General features: G+C 53.8%; 21 protein-coding genes. 13 read left to right on the top strand and 8 right to left on the bottom strand.

Annotated elements, in window-relative coordinates; translation table 11 throughout:
• Nucleotides 1–4 precede the first annotated feature (4 nt).
• Genes BQ5456_RS02855 through BQ5456_RS02845 form a run of 3 tightly spaced genes read left to right on the top strand, consistent with a single transcriptional unit; the run spans nt 5 to nt 2991 of the window.
• A complete protein-coding gene (locus BQ5456_RS02855; RefSeq protein WP_071128660.1) occupies nt 5–1618 on the top strand; it encodes a ComEC/Rec2 family competence protein in 1614 nt (537 codons plus the stop codon).
• Complete coding sequence (holA, locus tag BQ5456_RS02850) at nt 1600–2568, top strand: DNA polymerase III subunit delta (RefSeq protein WP_071128659.1); 969 nt, start codon at nt 1600–1602, stop codon at nt 2566–2568. Before BQ5456_RS02855 ends, holA begins: the two co-directional genes overlap by 19 nt.
• Nucleotides 2569–2595: 27 nt before the next feature.
• The gene (locus BQ5456_RS02845; protein ID WP_071128658.1) at nt 2596–2991 is read left to right on the top strand and encodes a Fur family transcriptional regulator; all 396 of its coding nucleotides are present in this window, start codon (nt 2596–2598) and stop codon (nt 2989–2991) included.
• Nucleotides 2992–3008: 17 nt separating this feature from the next.
• On the opposite strand, the gene BQ5456_RS02840 is transcribed toward BQ5456_RS02845, so the two are convergent.
• The 6 genes from BQ5456_RS02840 to rpmB all read right to left on the bottom strand — a co-directional run bounded on the left by BQ5456_RS02840 (nt 3009) and on the right by rpmB (nt 6435).
• Nucleotides 3009–3839 (bottom strand): TrmH family RNA methyltransferase, encoded by an 831-nt coding sequence (locus tag BQ5456_RS02840; RefSeq protein WP_071128657.1) that lies wholly within the window; start codon nt 3837–3839, stop codon nt 3009–3011.
• Nucleotides 3840–3863: 24 nt separating this feature from the next.
• Nucleotides 3864–4244 (bottom strand): 50S ribosomal protein L20, encoded by a 381-nt coding sequence (gene rplT / locus BQ5456_RS02835; RefSeq protein ID WP_071128656.1) that lies wholly within the window; start codon nt 4242–4244, stop codon nt 3864–3866.
• Between the two features lie 21 nt (nt 4245–4265).
• Nucleotides 4266–4466 (bottom strand): 50S ribosomal protein L35, encoded by a 201-nt coding sequence (gene rpmI / locus BQ5456_RS02830; RefSeq protein WP_071128655.1) that lies wholly within the window; start codon nt 4464–4466, stop codon nt 4266–4268.
• A 62-nt stretch (nt 4467–4528) separates the two neighbouring features.
• Complete coding sequence (gene infC / locus BQ5456_RS02825) at nt 4529–5167, bottom strand: translation initiation factor IF-3 (protein WP_268872104.1); 639 nt, start codon at nt 5165–5167, stop codon at nt 4529–4531.
• A 360-nt stretch (nt 5168–5527) separates the two neighbouring features.
• Nucleotides 5528–6103 (bottom strand): TM2 domain-containing protein, encoded by a 576-nt coding sequence (locus BQ5456_RS02820; RefSeq protein ID WP_071128653.1) that lies wholly within the window; start codon nt 6101–6103, stop codon nt 5528–5530.
• Nucleotides 6104–6249: 146 nt separating this feature from the next.
• Nucleotides 6250–6435: a 50S ribosomal protein L28 gene (gene rpmB / locus BQ5456_RS10070; RefSeq protein WP_072509285.1), complete on the bottom strand. Its 186-nt coding sequence runs from the start codon at nt 6433–6435 to the stop codon at nt 6250–6252.
• Between the two features lie 195 nt (nt 6436–6630).
• On the opposite strand from rpmB, the gene BQ5456_RS02815 reads away from it, so the two are divergent.
• The 9 genes from BQ5456_RS02815 (at nt 6631) to BQ5456_RS02775 (ending at nt 15865) form a co-directional block, all read left to right on the top strand.
• A complete protein-coding gene (locus tag BQ5456_RS02815) occupies nt 6631–8559 on the top strand; it encodes a DAK2 domain-containing protein (RefSeq protein WP_143037006.1) in 1929 nt (642 codons plus the stop codon).
• Nucleotides 8556–10769, top strand: a complete 2214-nt coding sequence (locus tag BQ5456_RS02810; protein WP_071128651.1) for an ATP-dependent DNA helicase RecG — start codon at nt 8556–8558, stop codon at nt 10767–10769. Before BQ5456_RS02815 ends, BQ5456_RS02810 begins: the two co-directional genes overlap by 4 nt.
• A gap of 64 nt (nt 10770–10833) precedes the next feature.
• On the top strand, nt 10834–11415 hold the full coding sequence (locus tag BQ5456_RS02805) for an RsmD family RNA methyltransferase (RefSeq protein WP_083378499.1): 582 nt from the start codon (nt 10834–10836) through the stop codon (nt 11413–11415).
• 81 nt (nt 11416–11496) lie between these two features.
• Nucleotides 11497–12021, top strand: coding sequence for a pantetheine-phosphate adenylyltransferase (coaD, locus tag BQ5456_RS02800; RefSeq protein ID WP_071128649.1), 525 nt, complete (start codon nt 11497–11499; stop codon nt 12019–12021).
• 16 nt (nt 12022–12037) lie between these two features.
• Complete coding sequence (locus tag BQ5456_RS02795) at nt 12038–12727, top strand: hypothetical protein (protein WP_071128648.1); 690 nt, start codon at nt 12038–12040, stop codon at nt 12725–12727.
• Nucleotides 12728–12782: 55 nt separating this feature from the next.
• Complete coding sequence (locus BQ5456_RS02790; RefSeq protein ID WP_071128647.1) at nt 12783–13352, top strand: YceD family protein; 570 nt, start codon at nt 12783–12785, stop codon at nt 13350–13352.
• Nucleotides 13353–13369: 17 nt separating this feature from the next.
• The gene (gene rnc, locus BQ5456_RS02785; protein WP_071128646.1) at nt 13370–14089 is read left to right on the top strand and encodes a ribonuclease III; all 720 of its coding nucleotides are present in this window, start codon (nt 13370–13372) and stop codon (nt 14087–14089) included.
• A gap of 60 nt (nt 14090–14149) precedes the next feature.
• The gene (gene mutM, locus BQ5456_RS02780; RefSeq protein WP_071128645.1) at nt 14150–15058 is read left to right on the top strand and encodes a bifunctional DNA-formamidopyrimidine glycosylase/DNA-(apurinic or apyrimidinic site) lyase; all 909 of its coding nucleotides are present in this window, start codon (nt 14150–14152) and stop codon (nt 15056–15058) included.
• Between the two features lie 186 nt (nt 15059–15244).
• Nucleotides 15245–15865, top strand: a complete 621-nt coding sequence (locus BQ5456_RS02775; RefSeq protein ID WP_071129899.1) for a response regulator — start codon at nt 15245–15247, stop codon at nt 15863–15865.
• A gap of 701 nt (nt 15866–16566) precedes the next feature.
• Here BQ5456_RS02775 and BQ5456_RS02770 read toward each other — a convergent pair.
• Nucleotides 16567–17550 carry a DapH/DapD/GlmU-related protein gene (locus tag BQ5456_RS02770; RefSeq protein ID WP_071128644.1) on the bottom strand — a complete coding sequence of 328 codons (984 nt, stop codon included), beginning with the start codon at nt 17548–17550 and terminating at the stop codon, nt 16567–16569.
• Entirely contained in the window at nt 17547–18290 is a 744-nt protein-coding gene (locus BQ5456_RS02765) for a Maf family protein (RefSeq protein ID WP_071128643.1), read from the bottom strand. The genes BQ5456_RS02770 and BQ5456_RS02765 overlap by 4 nt, the downstream gene beginning before the upstream one ends.
• Before the next feature lie 171 nt (nt 18291–18461).
• Here BQ5456_RS02765 and BQ5456_RS02760 point away from each other — a divergent pair, with 171 nt between their 5' ends.
• Nucleotides 18462–19565 carry an adenylate/guanylate cyclase domain-containing protein gene (locus tag BQ5456_RS02760; protein ID WP_143037005.1) on the top strand — a complete coding sequence of 368 codons (1104 nt, stop codon included), beginning with the start codon at nt 18462–18464 and terminating at the stop codon, nt 19563–19565.
• The last annotated feature ends 52 nt before the right edge of the window (nt 19566–19617 follow it).

Genomic DNA, 19617 nt, shown 5'->3' with positions numbered 1-19617 from the left:
GCACATGAATCAGCGCATTTTAGATTTGCGATTATTACCGGCAGCGGTTTCTGCCTGGTTAGGGGCGCTGTTTTTGCCGGCTTTGCCTTTGGAGTGGGAACCGATTGTCAGTTTCTTAGCTTTGGCGGCAGCGGCAGGGTTGCTAATGGCCGTTTATCGCCGGCATCTAGCAGGGGTAGGGTTAATACTTGCCCTGGCGGTAGCGGCTTTTGGCGGGGTGGGGCTGTCGGTTTCACAGGTTGTACGGGAAGTATCCGCAGATCCCTTAGCGCGCGCTTGGCAAGGGGAGGTCTCTAAAGTTCGAGTGTTGGCAAGGGTAGAAGCGCCACCGCGAAAATATGCGCCCGGCAGTGAGCAACAAATAACCCAGTTGCAGCTATTAGAAGCCAGATTACCGCACACTCCACAGGTTAAAACCCGCCTGAAAGTGGTGGCCTTCGGTCAGCACCTAAAAGCATATCCACGCGGAACCGTGCTAGAAACCAGCCTGAAATTGGGAAAACCACATCGCGCTGCGGGAATCAATTCAAATATAAACGATTTTACCAGCGCAAATATGATTTTTCAGATCCCTGCGCAAATCATGGCTACCCCAAAGATTAGAGCCGGGCCGCGCGGTCTCGCGGCTCTCAAACAAAAATTCGCGGCCAGGCTGGAAGAAAAGCTAGAAGCCGTAAAATCCCCGGCAGCAGCCACGCTACTGCCAGCCATGATCCTGGGAATCCGCGCTGATGCCTCCGCGGATACCGAAGCGCTGAAAACTGCCGGAATTGTCCATATAACCTGTGTGTCTGGGATGCATATCTCCGTGTTGCTGTCCTTAGTGGCACTGCTGACTGCCGGTCTGAGGCGCCGCTGGCGCCTAGTGGCGTGTGGAAGTCTGTTAATAGGTTACTGTCTGCTGCTGGGGCCGGCGCCCTCACTGCTGCGCGCCGCGGTAATGGGCATGGTAAGCATACTGGCTCTAGCCAGGGGCAGAGAACCCCGCTCTTTTAGCGCCCTCCAAGTGGCAGTAATCGGGCTCCTAATCTTTAATCCCGCTTTTGGTCAGGACGCTGGATTTTTACTTTCAGTTAGTGCCACCGCCGCAATCGTGCTGGTAGCTAAACCTTTAGAGGAAAGGCTCCAAGAAAAACTGAAATGTTTAGAAAGGAAGGGGAGCGGGCGGGTGCCTCGGATAGTAAGCGAAAAATACCGCGCGCTTGGGGGAAAATTTCTGGTGGCTTTTTTGACGGTTAGTGCAGTTAGCCTGGTGGCGCAGCTTGCTTGTTTGCCGGGGCAACTGTTAATCCGTCCCGGAATCAACACTTTGACCGTATTAGCGAATCTGGCTATCGCCCCGGTGGTTACCTTGCTGATTTGGGGAGGGGCTTTCTTGACCTTCTTACCACTGCCAGGTACTTTACTAGCTAAAATCTTGGGAGCGGGATGTAGCTGGGTGATGCTGGTAGCTCGCGGGGTCGCTGGTAACCGTTTCGCCGTCCTGCCCTGGCCACAAGGAATTCCCGGGATTATAGCTTTGGGCGCAGTTGCTGCCGGGGTTATGTTTATTTTGCGTTGCTACTTTCCAAAAATGGAGATAGGTGGCAATGTTAAAGCATGGTCTCAAAGCAGATGAGTTGGCGCGATTGCGCCCTGGCGTCCGCCGTATTAATTCGCGGCTCAGAGAAACTGCTAGCAGATCGCGCCCTTGCTCGCTTAAAGCAACTGGGACGCAACCAGGATCCTTCCCTGGCGGTTACGGAAATCAGTGCCACTGAATACCAGGCCGGCTCCCTGGAATCTTTGACCTCTCCCTCATTGTTCGGAGAAGCTCGGCTGGTAGTGATCCCCGATTTTGAATCTGCCGATGAAGCCTTGGGGGCAGACTTAGTAGCTTATCTATCTGCTCCGCAACCAGATTGCTGGGTGGTAGCGCTTCACGATGGCTCCAATAAAGGAAAACGCCAGGTAGACAAGATAAAGAAAGCGGGAGCTAGGGAAGTTAAAGTCGCTAAATTAAAGAATGCCCGCGACAAATTGGCGTTAGTGGTCGAAGAAGTCCGCACCGCGGGTGGACGCATAGAGCCAGCTGGGGCGCAGCTACTGGTAGATGCGCTCGGTGGGGATCTAGCGGAACTAATCGGCGCTGCCCGCCAGCTGGTCTCTGACTATCCGCAGGCAGTAACCTTGCAGGCAGTACAGCAATTCTACGGATCGCGAGTGGGGGCTACCGGGTTTAACGTAGCCGATGCGGCGGCGGTGGGGAATCTTTCACGCGCCCTGGTGTTGCTGCGGCAAGCGTTTTCTTCCGGAGTGGAGCCGGTTGCGATTGGGGGTGCGCTCGCCCTCAAGTTTCGTAACCTGGCAAAAGTAAGCGTGCGGGGAGTAAACCCCTCCCAGCTGGGAATGGCGCCTTGGCAGGTAGAAAAAGTCCGGCGAGAGGTGCGCGGATGGAAAGATTCGCAGCTGGCGGCAGCGATTAAAATTATTGCGCAAGCGGATGAGGACGCTAAAGGAGCCAGCCGAGATCCGCAATACGCCCTGGAAGCGGCAGTTAGGAAAATCTGTCTTTTACGGCAGCGGTGAAGCGAGGAGAACTAGTTAGGAGCAGCAATGGCAATGCAGCGTAAAACCCGGCAACGGGACGCCATTATGGCAATCATGGCTGATGAAACGGATTTTCGTTCTGCCCAGCAAGTACATGCCGCTCTGGTGGCAGCTGGGCAAAACGTGGGATTAGCTACGGTCTATCGTAACCTGCAGACCCTAACCGAGATCGGAGAGCTGGATAGTTTGCGGTCCGAAGAGGGCGAAACCCTCTATCGGCGGTGTGCGGCCAGGCGTCACCATCACCACCTGGTGTGTCGAAGTTGTGGTTACACCGTAGATATTCAAGATGACCAGTTAGAACAGTGGATTGCCGAGATTTCCCAGCGCTACCAATTCAGCGATATCGAACATATGGCAGACATTTTTGGCCTCTGTGCCAATTGCGCAAACCAGCATTAAGAAACAGCGCCAGTATGCTACTTAGTGCGGGCACTCGCGATGGCATACAGGGCAATCGCAGCGGCAGTCGCCACATTAAGAGATTCCGCCTTTCCCCACATAGGGATGGCGATGGTTTGATTACAGAGGGCGATTTCCTCGCTAGATAAACCTTGGGCTTCATTACCCAGGCAGATAAACAAGGGTGAGGCAGTAACTTTACTAGAGGCGGTAAAAGCCGGTAAATCTGTTTCGGCCGCTCCTGACAGACCCACTAGGCAGCCGCCGCTTTCCTCGCTCAGCGCCCCTAACGCACTGAAGGAGGCACCAGAGTAAACCGGCAGGTGAAACAGGCTCCCGGCACTGGCGCGAATAACTTTGGGGCTAGAGGAATCCGCGCAGCCTTCCAAAGCCAGCACCCCCGCCAGACCGCAGGCATCGGCAATCCGAATGATTGTTCCCAGGTTGCCGGGATCTTGTACCCGCGCGCATACCGCCCAGGCGCCCTCTTTCGAAACCTCCGCAGGGGGAAGCTTGGCGCTAGGGAGCAGTGAAAGCTCGGCAGTGGTCGCAATTCCTTGCGCCGCGGGTGCGAATAACTTCATTACCTGCCGGGTTACCGGATGTACCCAGGAAGTAACTCCTAGTGCCTCCCGCGCCACCTGGATAGCCGGGGAAGGCGCACCGACCTCAACGTAAACGTCACGAACCGCTTCCGGATAAAAACGCAGCAGCTCGGCGCAAGCTTGTGGCCCCTCTACCAGCAGTAACCCTTGCTTTAAACGAAAACTACGCCTAGACAGATTGACCAGGGTCCGCACCCGCTGGGAGCGAGGATTGTCAATCGTGTCTAGGCGTAGATTAAGCAAAAAGCTAACTTCTTATTAGCGGCTTTAAGCAGCCGGAGCGTTTACGTCCTTCGGTAGAGCCGCTTTCGCTTTTTCTACCAGCTGATTAAAGGTGTCAATATCGTAAACCGCTAATTCGGAGAGCATCCGGCGGTCAACTTCGATTTCCGCTAGGCGCAGCCCCTGGATGAACCGGTTATAGGTCATATCCTGGGCGCGGCAAGCGGCATTAATCCGCTGAATCCACAGTTTCCGGAAATCATTCTTGCGTTTGCGCCGATCGTTATAGGAATAAACGCCTGAGTGCAGCAGCTGTTCTTTAGCCTTGCGGTACAGGCGGGAACGCTGACCCCGGTAACCGGAGGCGCGATCCAATACGGTGCGACGTTTCTTCTTGGCGTTTACTGCTCGTTTTACGCGTGCCATATCTCTTAATCCTCTCCTTGCCTACTTGTTGCCAGCCAGCAGCTTATTTACACGCTTGGCATCGGCGGGTGCCACTACCTGATCGCGGCTGAGGCGACGGGTCAGTTTGGAAGACTTGTGTTCTAGCAGGTGGCGTTTTCCTGCCTTTTCCCGCATCAGTTTGCCGCTTCCGGTCCTGCGGAAGCGCTTCTTCGCACCGGAGTGCGTCTTCATCTTCGGCATTGTTTTTCCTCTCTACCGGCGCGCCGGTGGTTTTGCCTGTTTCTTAGGCGGTTAGGACGGCCCTACTTTTTCGCTTTCGCTACAGCTTCAGTTTCCTGAGCCTCTTTAGCTTTGCGCGCTTTACGGGCATCCTTAAGTTGTTGACGGTTCATAGTTTCGCCGCGCTTTTGGTCACGGCGGCGACGCTGATCCGATTTGGTGTGATGCTTACGTTTCGTGGGAGCCAGCACCATGGTCATATTGCGCCCGTCCTGGCGGGGCATAGATTCTACGGTGGCCATCTCGGTTACATCCGCAGCCAGGCGTTCTAAAAGTTTTACGCCCAGCTCGGGGCGAGACTGCTCGCGCCCGCGAAACATAATCATGACTTTTACTTTGTCCCCGCCTTCGAGGAACCGTACTACGTGACCTTTCTTGGTTTCGTAGTCGTGATCATCGATTTTGAGGCGGAAACGAATCTCTTTTAGCTGGGAGTTAACTTGATTACGGCGAGCGTTACGAGCCTTCTGTGCAGCCTCGTATTTGAACTTGCCGTAATCCATCAACTTACAAACTGGAGGTTTCGCCGTGGGTGCGACCTCTACTAGATCCAAGCCAGCTTCTGTGGCTAGGCGCAATGCGTCCTCGATCCGGACTACCCCTACCTGTTCCCCACTGGGACCAACTAGGCGTACTTCTTTCACCCGGATGCGGTCATTAATGCGTGTCTCGTTGCTGATAGCTACTCCTTGCTTAAGATTTTTTGGGAGCCAAACTTAAAAAGAAAAGCCCCCGCTTATTGAGCGGAGGCAGCGATAAACGCGCAGATGCGTTAAGCATCTGTTCTTACCCGATACCCGAGAGCATCCAGGTGGGAAAACCTCCACTTTCGTACCAGTTTCCTGGTCGGTTAGTACCCAATCTAGCAGACCAGGGTACCTTAAGGAAAGCTGAGAACGCCTTGGCAGGGTTTGAAGTTGCTCACATGGCGAGCCGGTGGCATCAGCGGCGATAGTTGTCCGCCTGGTTTTCCTGGTTAGAAACTGAAAACTGGGAGCTGCCGGAACCGCCTTAGTGACAAACTAGTCCCGTAGAGGTATCCCGCGGGCATCGACTGCCCAAGAAGACCCGGGTTTCGCGGTCAAAATTAAGATACCTTCGATAAGACCCCAGGTAGTAGAGACAATAGCTAGGAAACCTAGAGAAAGTAGGCTAATTAGTAGCTGAGTAACCGCCCTGCCTATTCTTCCGAGATAGAAGTTATGCACCCCTAAACCACCCAGGAAAATGCCAAGCAAACCGGCAGCCAGTTTAGATTTTTGATTCGGGTACTGCCCGCTTGCGGGATTCGGCATAGGGGATGCCGTGCCTGGAACTGGTTGTCCCGGGAAAGGCGAATACTGCTGATAATTACCCGGAGTTGCCTGCCCGGGGAATGGTTGGCCTTGAGCCTGACCATTGTTATTCCAGTAATAGTCGCCGCCTTGGGGAGCGGGCATTGGGCTTTGGCTTACACCTTGGGCTTGATAGGGCTGAATCTGAGGGTTTTGTCCGCCGGGAGCTTCCGGCTTTAAAGAGTTATTCGGATTGTTAGGAACGGGAGGGTGACCCGGGTTATTGGGAAAATTACCGGATTGGTTTGGGGTGTTCTGGCTCATGAGAATCCTTTAGCTGTCTGACTTCGGACGCAGTATCGTTTCTAAGTTTACACGGAATCCCCTGCTGAGATGGAAGAATTTTCCAGGGCGAAAACAAAAATAACGCCGCCTGCTTTTCGCAGACGGCGCCGATTGTGTCCTGCTTACTAGCGGGTTACCCGACCAGACTTCAGGCACTTGGTGCAAACATTCATGCGCTTGCGCATGCTACCAACAACGGCGCGCACGCTTTGAATATTTGGGTTAAAACGGCGGTTCGTGCGCCGGTGGGAGTGCGAAACGCTCTTCCCGAAACCGGGGCCTTTTCCGCAGATGTCACAGGTGGCAGCCACGATAGTCTCCTTCAAGTATTCTTCTAGCTCTGAGCGATAACGCCCAGATATCGGCAACCCGACCAGATTAACTGATTCGAAGGGCAACAGCCAACTACCAGGTGGTTATTGTGCCAGGCTTCACTGAAAAACTCGTTAGACTATAAAGGCGGGATAAAACAGATCCTTAGCCATTATTTTGCGAAGGAGGCGGCGGTGGGCGAAGAAGAACCCTTAGCGGATTTATTTTCCTTTGCGGATTTTGCGCGCGCCGCGCGAGCTAAAAAAACGGTTACTGCCAGTTCGGAGCCGCTCAATAATGAGGGGCAAGAAGAGAAAAATCCCTTTGAGGTTAAGGAAAGCGTAAAACCCAATAAGCCCGCCCCGCGTCCTAGCTCCCGGGAGGAGCGGCTAAAAAATAGCCAAAAAGCCGGAGAAACCACCGTAGAAGGAACAACTGGGCTACTTGACTTTGAAATGCCGCAAATGGCTCCTAAACCGGTGAAACCGAGGACGAAGGGAAAACGGGAAAATGTGGCGAAAGCGTTGGAGTCTGATGAACGCCTTGACCTGCAAGTTACTGGAAGTAATATCCGGCGTTGGGTCAAAGTCAGCGGGGAAGTACTGCAGGTGGCGCAAAGCGCACTAGATGCCATGGATTCACAAAGTGAGCTGGATTCCGATACTGGCGCAAATGCTCTACTCACCTGGGATAAAGTGACTTTGACTGTAGCTGGGCTGCCCCCCAGTGCTGATAGGGACGTGAGCTGGGTATTAGAAGCGATTGCCGATGCCGCCTTAGCGGGAGCCAGCGGGATGATTGGGATAGTGTTGTCCGAGCTGTTTAGCGCAGCCGCCAATGCAGCTAATTCTCCCGGTTTAAACCCGGTGCAGTTATTAAAAGTATTGCGTTCCAGCAGCCAGTGCCCTACGCGCTGTCTGTTGCCCGCCGTGGAACGCCTGGATCCTCCGACCCTGTCGGGACTAATCGAAGAGATAAACGCGGAGCTAGAAACCCAGCCAGAGCAAATGTCGATTGAAGATATTCTCTCGCGTGCCTGGATGGCTAGCCAGGTGGCCTTGGTGGAGGGGGCAGAAGAAAATCACGGACGTCCCGATGCGCGTGCGGCAGTATTAATGCTGCTAGTGGCAGCGATGGTAGAAACTTATTGTCAGGAGAATCAACAAGACCAGGGGGCGGTAGCCACCAGTTTGCAGATGGTGCGGGATATGGTTCCCGCTTCCCATCTCGGTCTGCCGGCACCCTCGCGAATGAACTCTCTAGTGTTGACCTGGCGCGGGGAAGCCGATAACTCTCGTTTTCAGCGACTGCGCGCTGAGTTAGAAGAAAACGGGGTGTATGGGGCGATGACCGGGCGCGCCGATATGTTGGGAATCGGTCCGCGGATGCTGCTGGTGCGCAGCCGGCATCCCCGGCGGGTAATCGAACTGTTACCGGAAAAATCGGGGATGATTTTAACCCGCCCGCCGCTGCCTAGTGAAAGGGAAGATCCCGCTAACTCCAATCTGGTGAGTCTGGATTCCTCGCGCGCTATCCGCCCGATTAGACCAGCGGTTTTAGCCTACGCTTCGGCTCCCGGACTGGTGGGGGATTTAGCTAACCTAGGTGCTACGGTGGTACTTTCGCGCCGCGGAATTCCCCAGGAAGTGCTGCCAATAATCACTGAAATGGAGCAGGAAGTCGTGCAAGTTCTCCCCTGCGATCAGGTGAGCGCGGCGGAATTAGCAAACCTGGTGCGTCCCGCCAAAGATAAAGGGATTGAAGTAATGCTGGCTCCCACCCAAGATGACCTGCAAGTATTAGAAGTAGCGCGTGCCTGCTGTCAAATAGTTTCCTCCGCCATTGAAGCCCCTGACCTAATCCAGTTGCAACGCTCGCGCACCTTTGATGCGTTAGCTACCCAACGTACGTGGACAGTCTCGCCCAAAACACCCTTTGAGCTGCTGGCATCGTCAGTGAGCCCCAATGATATTCAGGCACGGATCCTCACCCGCAAAGGAGAGGATCCCGAGTTGATTGCCCGTATCCAAAACGCGCTTTCACAGGGGGCTCCCGGAATCCGGATAGAGCTAATCAGTGGAGGGCAAAGCGGTGACACCCTGGTGGGGGTACTGTCTTCGTGAGCGAGCAAGAAACCCCAGCAGCCGAGGAGCCTCTAAAGAAAGTCCTAGGGCGCGTCGCCGGAAAGTTAGAGAAAAAGTTTGGACTGCAAACCACCCTTGACCTGTTGTATTTCTTTCCCAGGCGTTATCACGAACTGGGGGAGCTTACCTCTTTTTCGCAGCTTACCTTAGGGGAAGAACAGTCGGTTATCGCCCAAATCGCAGATTCTTCGCGGCGACGCACTCGGGGCGGGAAATGGATGCTTTCCCTGCAGCTAAGCGATGGGGAAAATTTGATGGATGCGGTGTTTTGGGCAAAAAGCCAGCATCTGATCAACTGGATGTCCACGCAGATGCAGGTGGGGCAAACGAAACTTTTTTCTGGGCGCCCCAGTCTTTATCGCGGACGCTTGCAGCTGTCCCACCCCTCCTATCAGGAGGTAAGTGACGAAAATCTGGACGTAACCAGTAACCAGGCGGCGAAAGTGCAGGCGCAGCGTCCGGAACCGATTTATCCCGCGAAGGTCGGGCTACCCACCTGGACCACGCAAAAGGCGATTGCAGTGGTTTTAGATCAGCTAAAGTTTCGCCCCCTGCCCGATCCCTTACCCGCGGAAATCCGCAAAGAACAGGGCTTATTAGAGATAAATACGGCTTTAGAACAGATTCATCATCCCCAAACTCGCGCAGATTACCAGGCGGCGCGTAGTCGTTTTCGCTACGAGGAAGCCTTCGTGCTGCAGGCGGCGCTAGCTGAGCGGCGACAAGAACTCGCTGAGGATGCGCCGGTGTTAAAAGAGCTTCCCGGAGGATTTACCGAGCGGGTTGCCGCCTCGCTACCCTTTGCTTTAACTGATTTTCAGCAGCAAGCCTTGGCTGATATTGGCGAGCGGTTACAGTCACCTCGCCCTATGAACTTGCTGCTCCAGGGGGATGTGGGGTCGGGGAAAACCGTGGTGTCGCTGCTGGCGATGTTGCGGGCAGTAGATGGCGGGCGGCAAGGAATCTTCATGGCGCCCACCGAAGTGTTGGTACACCAGCATTTTTCTACCCTCACCGGTCTTTTGGGCGAATATGCCCAGCCGGGGGGATTTACTTTGCGGGGGACAGAGGGAGTCCCGATTTATCGTCTTACCTCCTCGATGCCAACTGCCGAGAAAAACCGGACTTTGGATGCGCTAAAAACTGGGCAACCAGCGTTGATTGTGGGAACTCATGCTTTGCTTTCTCAGCGGGTGATGCTTACTTCCCCCGGGGTGGTAGTGATTGATGAGCAGCACAAGTTCGGGGTGCGTCAGCGTGACCGGCTGCGACAGGCCGAATCGGGTACCCCCCACCTGCTGGTGATGACCGCTACCCCCATACCGCGCTCAGTGGCTATGACCTCGTTTGGGGATCTAGATTTACTGACTTTAAAGGGAATGCCTCCCGGGCGGACGAAAGTGGAAACTTTTCGGGTAGATACCGCTAATCGCACTTGGACAGCGCGCACCTGGCAGCGCGCCGCCGAAGAAATTGCGGCTGGTCATCGCGTTTTTGTAGTGTGCCCGGCGATTAATCCCGGCTCCACGAGTGCAGATGGGGCTGAGGGTGAAGAAGGCGAGGACGCCCGCGAACCAATCGCAAACGTCTCCGATACGGTCAGCCAGCTGCGATCCTTACCGGCGTTAAAAGGAATCGAAATTGGGATTCTGTATGGTCAAATGTCTGCGGAAGAAAAAGACCAGGCGATGGCGGATTTTACTGCTGGGAGAACCCCCTTACTGGTAGCCACTACGGTAATCGAAGTAGGGGTGGATGTTCCTGAGGCAACCATGATGGTGATTCTAGATGCCGATAGGTTTGGTCTGGCTCAGTTGCATCAGCTACGGGGGCGAATAGGGCGCGGTAAATTTGGGGGAGTTTGCCTGGTTTGGTCCCGGGTGCAACCGGACACGCTTGCCAGTCGCCGCCTCGATGCTTTCACTAAAACCACCGATGGTTTCGAATTGGCGGCATTTGATTTGCAGCTACGTGAGAGTGGAGACATTCTAGGAGATAGCCAATCCGGACGTGCCTCCTCCCTGAAAATCCTGGATTTATTGGCAGACGAGGAAGTGATCTCCCAAGCGCGCAAAGATGCGAAACATCTGGTTGCAGGTGATCCGCACCTACAGCAGCATCAAGTATTACAGCAGGCAATTGCCCGGCGAGTCAGCGAAGAAGAACAGGAATTTTTAGAACGAGGATAGCTGCCAGTATCTGAAATCTGGGAAGCTGCTTTCTGAGGAACTTAGCTAGGGTTAAACTGTCATGGTGACGAGAATAATAGCTGGAGCCGCCCGAGGCACTCAGCTAGCCGTACCCTCTTGTGGCACCCGCCCTACCCAAGACCGAGTTCGGGAGGCGATTTTCTCGGCTTTGCAATCTCGGGGAGCTACGGAAGATGCCTGTGTTTTGGATCTTTTTGCCGGCTCCGGAGCCTACGGATTTGAATCCCTTTCACGAGGAGCCCTCAGCCTAGACCTGGTTGATCGTGCCCAAAGCGCGGCTGCGGCAATCCGAAAGAACCAGGCGGCATCTGCGGTTTTTGCGGAAGCGAAACTATATGTGCAGTCAGCACTGGCTTTCTTGGCTTCGCGTTGGAAAGGAACCGACCCGAATCCCCAGTGGGAACTGGTTTTCATCGACCCTCCCTACATTATGAAAAATTCGGAAATCTTAGAGATATTAACGCAGCTGCTTCCCCTGTGTGACCCTGATGCCTGGATAGTAGTAGAGCGTTCGGCGCGCGATGAAGCCCCAGATTGGAACGAAGATGATTGGGAAGAAGACACCCGTAAAATCTACGGGGAAAGCGCCGTTTATTTCTTACGCCCCGCCCTCGACGCCATCTAAAACCATCCGGACGGCTGCAGTTTCCCCTCCCTCCGCGTGGGACGCCCTCTTCTGGCACGTCTTGCAGGTATTTTGGTATTCATGAGTACTGTTGTCTGCGTTGGATCCTACGACCCGTTAACCTACGGTCACCTGGATGTAATCAGTCGCGCAGCCCACATTTTTGAGCGTGTTATTGTGGCGGTTGCAAAAAACTCTCAGAAAAACTATCTTTTCACCGCTGCCAAGCGCGAAGAATTCATTACTCAAGCCACCGCAGACTTGCCGAATGTGCAGGCAGTTACCTGGGAGGGACTGGCTTGCGACCTCGCCACCCGCTATGGGGCAGTGGCGCTAGTGAAAGGGATTCGCAACTCTAAAGATACTGACAGCGAAATGACCCAGGCTTTCGCTAACCGGCAACTTTCCGGAATCGACACTATTTTGATTCCCACTTCCCCCGAAAACGCTCTAATCTCCTCCTCGGTAGTGAAAGAAATTGCTGCCTACGGGGGAGATGTCTCCGGATTTGTTCCCCCCGAAGTAGCCCAGGCGTTACAACAAGCGTTTACGGCAACCTCGGAAGATAACATCGCTCCCGACCATTCTTTGAACCCAGAAGCCTAAAACAGGAAGGAAGATTATGGAAGCCCAGGAAGAACCGCAATATGCACCTTCAGATGTGATTGCAGTACTCGATCGTCTCACCGAAATGATCGAGGAGGGACGCAGCGTTCCCTTTTCCGCTTCGGTGATGATTAATCAGGCTGAGGGGGTGGAGCTGCTTGACAATGCGCGTGCGGCACTACCGGCCGACCTGGTTAATGCGGATCGAATCGTGGCTGATGCTAACAAGGTGTTGGACGCCGCCGACGAGGAGGCCGAGCAGACTATTTCTGATGCTCGCTCCGAGGCCGAGCGGGTCACCACCGAGGCGAACCAGAGCGCGGAGCAAACTATTGCCCAGGCAGATGAACAGGCGCGACAAACGGTTGCGGATGCCAATCAGCAGGCTGAATCGGCGATTGCACACGCCAGTGCCCAGGCAGAAGAAACTATTGCCCAGGCAAAGGAGCAAGCCTCGCAGATTTTGCAGGAAGCCCGGCAGCGTGCAGATCAAATGGTTGCTCAAGAAAACGTTTACCAGGAAGCCCAGAGGGTTGCCAAAGAAACGGTTAATGCCGCGCGCGGGGAAGCCAGCGATTTCATGACCCAATCTGACCAGTACGTTAATGATTCGTTGACGCAGCTAGAAGATTTGCTGGGGGCAATAGCAGAGCAAACTCGCAAGGGGCGGGCGCAGTTTTCCCATCAGGAGCGTCCCCAGTTTTAGTAACTGAGGGTCGGCTCGCTAGCGCCGAAACAGAATAAATCTTAAGCTGAGGGGCATGAAGCAAGTAAAAAAGGCAGCTATCCCCCTGGATTTAGCAGGTTTAGGCTCCGCTGAAGGCGACAGTAAATCATGGCGGGTGCAGGTGGAATTACCCGCCGCCATCGGCACCGAGGATATGGCGGTTCCGGCCGGGGAAACCCTGGATTTGCAGGTACTCGCGGTAGCGATTTCCGAAGGGGTATCTATCAGTGTCAGCGGGCAGGCACGTACCCAGGGGGAGTGTGTGCGCTGCCTGGAAGCGGCAGAAAAAGTCATCGATTTTTCTTTGAGTCGGGTCTATTACTATCCGGATGAGCTGGCGCACCTGCTAAATGAGGTGAGTGACGACTCAAACATGTATGCTGAGCTAGATGAGGTCTATCAGGTGTGCCCTGATTCTCGGGTAGATTTAGAGCCACTTCTGATAGACGCCATCGTGCCGCAAATTCCGTATTCGGTGCTGTGCAGCCCTGATTGCCCAGGGCTCTGCCCCGACTGTGGAATCGCTCTGGCACACGCCGAAGCCGGTCACCATCACGAAAAGATTGATCCGCGCTGGTCGGCGCTAAAGGGGATATTTGATTAAGAGGGAGACAAAAACGCATGAGTCGCGGTTCGCAAGACCTAGCGAAGCTGCTAACCAAATGGGGGATTGAGCTAGACCCCGATATGGTGGTGCTGGCTTTGACTCACCGTTCTTTCGCGCATGAACAAGACGACCTGCCCAATAATGAACGTCTAGAGTTCCTAGGTGACGCAGTGTTACAACTGATTGTTACCGAAAGCCTCTACCGCACTTATCCCTCCCATCCGGAAGGACATTTGGCGAAAATGCGTTCCGCCACGGTTTCCCAACCGGCATTAGCCAAGGTTGCCCGGGATATTAACCTCGGGGAATTTATATTATTAGGGCGCGGAGAAGATAAGACCGGAGGCCGCGAAAAAGACTCTATTCTCTCGGACACGGTAGAAGCCTTGATTGGTGCAACTTATCTAAGCCACGGACTGGAGCCTACCCGGAAGGTAGTAGAAAATCTGCTTCAAGAACTCTTAGAGCACGCCCTCGAGCGGGGAGCAGTTATGGATTGGAAAACTACTTTGCAAGAACTTACTGGTCAGTTAGGGGTTCATAATGTAGAGTTTTCAGTAGAGGGTACCGGTCCTGACCATAATCGCCGTTTTAAGGCACGAGCTCTTATCGGAGAACGGGAGATCGGTTCCGGGAAGGGACGTTCTAAGAAGGTGGCAGAACATGAAGCCGCCCGGCAAGCGGTAATGACGCTGCGAGAAGAACACGGGGTAACCACGCCGTTAGGGTTCTAGAAAGCAATAATCTGACAGTTAAATATTTAGGAACAACAGTAGATTTGAGGGGAACTGTTTATGCCAGAATTACCTGAGGTTGAGGTAGTGCGCCGCGGCCTCGAAAAGCAGCTAATCGGGGCGCAAATAGAAAAAGTTGAGGTACTGTTTCCTGGCTCCCTGCGCGGGCAAGATGCGAAACGTTTCAGCGAAGCATTAGCAGGGTGGACAATTACCAACGCTGTACGTCGCGGCAAGTTCCTGTGGCTATTAGGCGAAGACGAAGAAGGGGAACAAACCCTATATTCCCTGGTTATTCATCTGGGTATGTCCGGGCAGTTGCTAATCAATAAACCCAAGATTGAATTGTCCCATCGGAACCAAGGACATTTGCGGGTGCGGTTGACGCTAAAAGATGGCAGAACCGTTAATTTCGTGGATCAGCGCACCTTCGGGCGCATGATAGTCGAGCCGCTAGTGGAAACCAAGGACAAGAAACCGGCAGGTATTGGCGCTGAATCTCATTTGCTTCCCCGCAATGTCGAAGTAAACGTAGCTCGGGATGTGCTAGATCCTCACGCGGATTTAAAGAAAATTGCAGAGAAAATACATCAGCGCAAGAGCTCAATTAAGCACTCCCTTCTAGATCAAAAACTGGTATCCGGGATTGGGAATATCTATGCAGATGAATCCCTGTTTGCTGCCCGTACTAGTCCGGCACAAAGCGCTAATACCATTAGTGAAGAACGGATTGTGGAAATTTTTAAGGTTGCCGGCAAGATTATGAAAGCCGCAATTAAACACGGCGGAACTTCTTTCGATGAACTCTATGTAGATACCAGCGGGAACCCCGGGTATTTCGAGCAGGAACTAAAAGTTTATGGACGAGGCGGCGAACCCTGTAAGGTTTGCGGCACCACTTTAGAAAAACTGCAGCAATCTGGGCGTACCGCCACCTTCTGTCCCCAGTGTCAGGCATTGGAAAAGTAGGATTACGTTAAATTCCCGCTGACAGCTAAGCCAGGCGATATTTCAGTGTAGAAACTACTGTTTACGTGTGAAAGTAGGGGTTAGCTCACCACTTTGTGACAACATTGTTTCCTTTGCAACAGGATTAGGTAGAATCGAGACGTGAACATTCAGCAGTCGCAGACAGAAGAGCCGTCCACTCGGGTAATGATTATTGACGACCACGAAATTGTGCGTCGAGGGATTGCGGAAATCGTAGATCGTACTGCCGATATGGAGGTAGTAGCCGAGGCGGGAACGGTTGAGGATGCGGTGCGTCGCGCGGAACTGGTGCGTCCTGACGTAGTACTGGTGGATTTGCAAATGCCCGATGGTACCGGCATTGATGTGATGAAACAGTTACGGGAGGTCTCTCCCCAGTCTCTGGCAATCGTACTCACTAGCTTTGATGACGATGATGCTTTAGCTGAATCCTTGCAGGCAGGAGCCAAAGCCTACGTACTTAAAACGGTAAGGGGAGCCGAAATTACTGACGTGATTCGGGCAGTAGTAGGCGGACGGGTGTTGCTCGATGAACGCACTGTTACCCGCCGCCGTGCCGGCAATGAAGATCCCACCGCTAATCTGACTCCGGCGGAACGCAAAGTCTTAAACCTCATCGGCGATGGGCTGTCTAACCGAGAAATCGGCGAAAAGCTGGGGGTTGCTGAAAAGACAGTGAAGAATCATATCACCTCGCTACTAGCCAAAATGGGGTTGCAGCGCCGCACGCAGGTAGCTGCTTGGGTTGCCAGTCAGCGTTCCGCCGCGTGGCGCCATCAATCGTAGCTGTTCCTTAAGTGCGGGGCTGGCTCGGTAAAAGCACTCGGCGTGTCTTTTAGCTTTCATACCAAAGTCAACGCGGGGATTAGTTTTTCCTCTCGTCGTGGGTCAGCCGGAAAAAGTGCTCGGGGGACCCCGGTGAGCCTTGCTTCGCTCGGCTCAAGCCCCCTCTCGCATCTTTTTCCGCCCGACCCCTGAGGCTAGGAAAACGGGTTTCTTCTCGATTCGGGTCTGGCTTAGGAAAAGTGCTCTGGAGACCTGGATAGTCTCGCAGGATCAGATCAATCACCGTTCGCATCTTGTTCCGCCTGACCCTTGCGGGGAATCAGCTACGATCAGCATTTATAAAAAATAGTTTTCGATTAGGCGCTTGTTTGGTGGGTATTTGATGCTGTTAGTAATGAGTTCTTGTTCGTTTGCGCTATAAATCCGTACTTGCACGCTCAGTGCGTATCTCGCGTGTTTCTCGTATCAGCCGGGACCCGAGCGCGGGGGATTAGTTTTATCTGAGTCGGCTAGGCGGGCGCAAAATTTGGAAAACGCCGCTACGTTTTCCAAATTTTTGGGCAGGAGGAAAAACTAATTCCCCGCGCTTAACTCGGTCTACGGGAAAGCGAGGCTGCGGGCGCGCGGGAGTGTAAAAATCCGCGCACCGGAATCGGTACGCGGATTATTACTTGGCTCCGGGAAAATCCGAATCTGAGATTCTACGGGTTGATGCGGGCGGTGGTGGCTAGTTTGATTTCTTTGCCAGCGCGCGGCAGGGCTTCGACCCGACCCGATTGAGAGTTACGGCGGAAGATTACGTCCGAAGCGCCTGAAAGTTCCGAGGCCGGAACCACTACCGGCTCCGCGAAGTAACCTTCCGCAGAGGGCGCCACGCCTGCGTGGGGGAGCACCGAAACTTTAGTGCTGGCGGTCAAGTTCAGACCAGGTTCCACCATGCAGTCATCGCCGAGGGCAATCCCCAGACCCGAGTTGGCGCCCAACAAGCAGCGTTTCCCGAGGGAAATCTGTTGCCCGGTTTCACCCGAGAGGGTGGTTTCAGTCGAGGCACCTCCTCCAATATCGGAGCCGTCATCGATTACTACCCCTTGGGCAACCCGCCCCTCGATGAGGCAAGCGCCCAAGGTGCCGGCATTGAAATTGACGAAAGCGGCGTGCATTACGGTAGTGCCGGGAGCCAGATAGGCGCCGAGACGAACTTTCGCCCCGTCGGCAATCCGCACCCCAGAGGGGATAATGTAGTTAACCATTGGGGGAAACTTATCCACGCTGAGCAGGTGAATTGGATGTCCATAGCTCAGGCGCATCCGCATGCGGGTGTTCTCAAAGTCTTCGACCGCGCAGGGACCTTCCGTGGTCCAGGCTACGGTAGGGAGGCGAGCAAAAATCCCGTCCAAGTTAATGGTGTTCGGTTTTACTAGCCGGTGTGAAAGTAGGTGCAGGCGCAGATATGCATCGGCTGTGGAGTGCGCCGACTCGTCCAAATCGATGGTTACCACTGTGGCGGTGCGGTTAACCCCACGTCCGGTATCGTGTCCTTCAATCTGGCTTAGTTTGTGGATTAAATCTTCATCTGTCTCATTTGGTTGGTAACCCAGGTGGGGTTGCGGATACCAAACGTCCAAGGTTTGCCCAGTTTCGCTGACGGTTGCGAGACCTACCCCGCGTGCTTTTCGTTCACTCATAACTCAACCTTATCCGTTGGGGCTTGATTTGGTAAGCCCTTCCATAAATTTGGCCAAAAAAAGCCAAGTTCATTTAATAGTTTACGCGCTAACGGCAAAGAAATTCCAATAATTCCGTGTGGGTCACCCTTGATTGAGTCAATAAATGCCCCTCCCAGTCCATCGATGGTAAAGCCACCGGCTACTTCCAAAGGTTCTTTACTATTTGCGTAAGCGCGCGCCTCTTCAGTGCTAATCTCGCTGAAATATAGCGTGGCCTGAGAATATCCGTGCACTTCTTGCTCGCAGTTAAAACCCTCTTTGGTGCGAATAAGGGAAATCGCGCAGTGACCGGTGAACAGCACCGGGGAAGCCCCGGAAAGTTCATGAATCTGGGCGAGGGCGCGTTCGAAGGTGTGGGGTTTTCCTCGGAGTTTGCCATTTAGTAGCAGCATGGAATCGCAGCCCATTACCGCCAGCCGGTCACCCACTTCCAATCTCGCAATTGCGTTCAAAGTGACCTGGTTGAGATGTAAACATTGCCGGCGGCGCTGCTCGGTGTTAGTTATTAACTGGGCGACGTGACGGGCTTTTGCCTGGGCTAAAGCCGTAACTACCTGGGCTGGGGTGGCGTTAACCAAATTAGTGCGCACCGCGTCCTCATCGATATCTGCTGCCCAAACTAAGGGGGTGATACCTGCCGCAGTCAGCACTTTTACCCGTGCTTTAGATGCCGAGGCTAGGACTAAGAAATCAGTCATAGCCTCTATTTTAAAAGTTCAGGTAATGGCGGGGGATAAAACTTTTTAAAACCATTGCTATTGGAGAAAAGCGAGGTGGCAAAGCTGTCGAAAATAAAAAGTTTCCGCCAAAGCGAGCGCCGCCGCCCCGTCTGCTGGAAAAAGTGAGGCTGTTCACCTTAAGGTTGTAGGGTGAGTGAATCCATGTCTGCTGCCCGGCTAGCGCGCAATACCGTGATGCGTCCGGTGTGGAAACTCATCGGGGGAGCTCCCACGATGACTATGCGTGAAATGGCAGAGCATGTGGGGGTAGAGATTAAGGTCGTAGAACGTTTTTGGACTTCTTGTGGCTTCCCCAAGGCAGATCCGGACACCTATATGTTCACAGAGCAAGACGCACAGGCGATAAAGGAATGGATTCACGAGATTAGAAACAGTGCGCTGTCACCTGGTACCGTAACTTCGTTACTGCGCGCCCAGTCCTATCTGGCCGATCGCCTAGTGCTTTGGCAGTTAGAGGCGATTGTCACCGATTTTCAAGAGCGCATGGGTCTGGATGACACCTCAGCGCGCCTGGTGGTTCTGGATAAAATCGATCAATACATAGAACTATTGCAATCCCAACTGGGTTATGCCTGGCGCCGGCAGATGGCGTATCTGCTGCTCAACACGAACCGGGAAGTAGAAATGCGGGAAGGGAAAGAGGCTGCCCCCGATTCTTACCCCCTGGATCGTTGCATGGGGTTCGTGGATATGGTTGCCTATACTCGCCGTTCTTCCACTATGACTGGGTCAGCGCTGGCAGATATGGTGCAAACTTTTGAAATGGCTTGCCGAGACGTGGTTACTACTCGCGGAGGGCGAGTGGTGAAAACTCTGGGGGATGCAGTCTTGTTCGTTGCTGATGAACTGTTGGTTGCCGCCGATATTGTGTGCGCAATCGTTGAGCGGTTGAAGCAGGAGCCGGAGCTCCAGCCGGTGCGAGCCTCACTAGTTCACGGGCGGGTAGTTTCCCGTTCCGGCGATATTTTTGGCCCGCCGGTCAACCTAGCCTCTCGCCTGGTAGATATTGCTCCCCGCGGACAAATTCTGATGGATGCCACCTCTGCCAAACAGCTTCAGGAATTAGATACTCAAGGTTTTTTTGCGGTCAGCCCGGCAGAAACTCAAGACCTGCAAGGTCTGGGGGAAGTGGAAGCCTGGTTGCTTACCCGCGATAAATCTGTGCATACTGCCCAGCCACTGATACGCCGCAGCACTCTGGAAATAGCTTCCCCCCTGGTAAAGAAACGGTAAAACTATCTAAAGCTCAAGCCCAGTGGCAATAAAGATTTTTATAGTTTACCAT

Origin of the sequence: Varibaculum massiliense, assembly GCF_900106855.1 — a bacterium.
GTDB classification, from domain to species: Bacteria; Actinomycetota; Actinomycetes; order Actinomycetales; family Actinomycetaceae; genus Varibaculum; species Varibaculum massiliense.
The sequence above is the reverse complement of the archived record's forward strand: the minus strand, read 5'-3'. Positions and strand labels throughout refer to the sequence as shown.

Bases quoted from the DNA above. Each gene is read 5' to 3' on its own strand.
- BQ5456_RS02795 (WP_071128648.1), top strand. From the start codon at position 12,038: ATGGAAGCCCAGGAAGAACCGCAATATGCACCTTCAGATGTGATTGCA.
- rpmI (WP_071128655.1), bottom strand. From the start codon at position 4,466: ATGCCGAAGATGAAGACGCACTCCGGTGCGAAGAAGCGCTTCCGCAGG.
- rnc (WP_071128646.1), top strand. From the start codon at position 13,370: ATGAGTCGCGGTTCGCAAGACCTAGCGAAGCTGCTAACCAAATGGGGG.
- BQ5456_RS02765 (WP_071128643.1), bottom strand. From the start codon at position 18,290: ATGACTGATTTCTTAGTCCTAGCCTCGGCATCTAAAGCACGGGTAAAA.
- coaD (WP_071128649.1), top strand. From the start codon at position 11,497: ATGAGTACTGTTGTCTGCGTTGGATCCTACGACCCGTTAACCTACGGT.
- BQ5456_RS02820 (WP_071128653.1), bottom strand. From the start codon at position 6,103: ATGAGCCAGAACACCCCAAACCAATCCGGTAATTTTCCCAATAACCCG.
- BQ5456_RS02770 (WP_071128644.1), bottom strand. From the start codon at position 17,550: ATGAGTGAACGAAAAGCACGCGGGGTAGGTCTCGCAACCGTCAGCGAA.
- BQ5456_RS02845 (WP_071128658.1), top strand. From the start codon at position 2,596: ATGGCAATGCAGCGTAAAACCCGGCAACGGGACGCCATTATGGCAATC.
- mutM (WP_071128645.1), top strand. From the start codon at position 14,150: ATGCCAGAATTACCTGAGGTTGAGGTAGTGCGCCGCGGCCTCGAAAAG.
- BQ5456_RS02855 (WP_071128660.1), top strand. From the start codon at position 5: ATGAATCAGCGCATTTTAGATTTGCGATTATTACCGGCAGCGGTTTCT.
- BQ5456_RS02790 (WP_071128647.1), top strand. From the start codon at position 12,783: ATGAAGCAAGTAAAAAAGGCAGCTATCCCCCTGGATTTAGCAGGTTTA.
- rplT (WP_071128656.1), bottom strand. From the start codon at position 4,244: ATGGCACGCGTAAAACGAGCAGTAAACGCCAAGAAGAAACGTCGCACC.
- holA (WP_071128659.1), top strand. From the start codon at position 1,600: ATGGTCTCAAAGCAGATGAGTTGGCGCGATTGCGCCCTGGCGTCCGCC.
- BQ5456_RS02775 (WP_071129899.1), top strand. From the start codon at position 15,245: ATGATTATTGACGACCACGAAATTGTGCGTCGAGGGATTGCGGAAATC.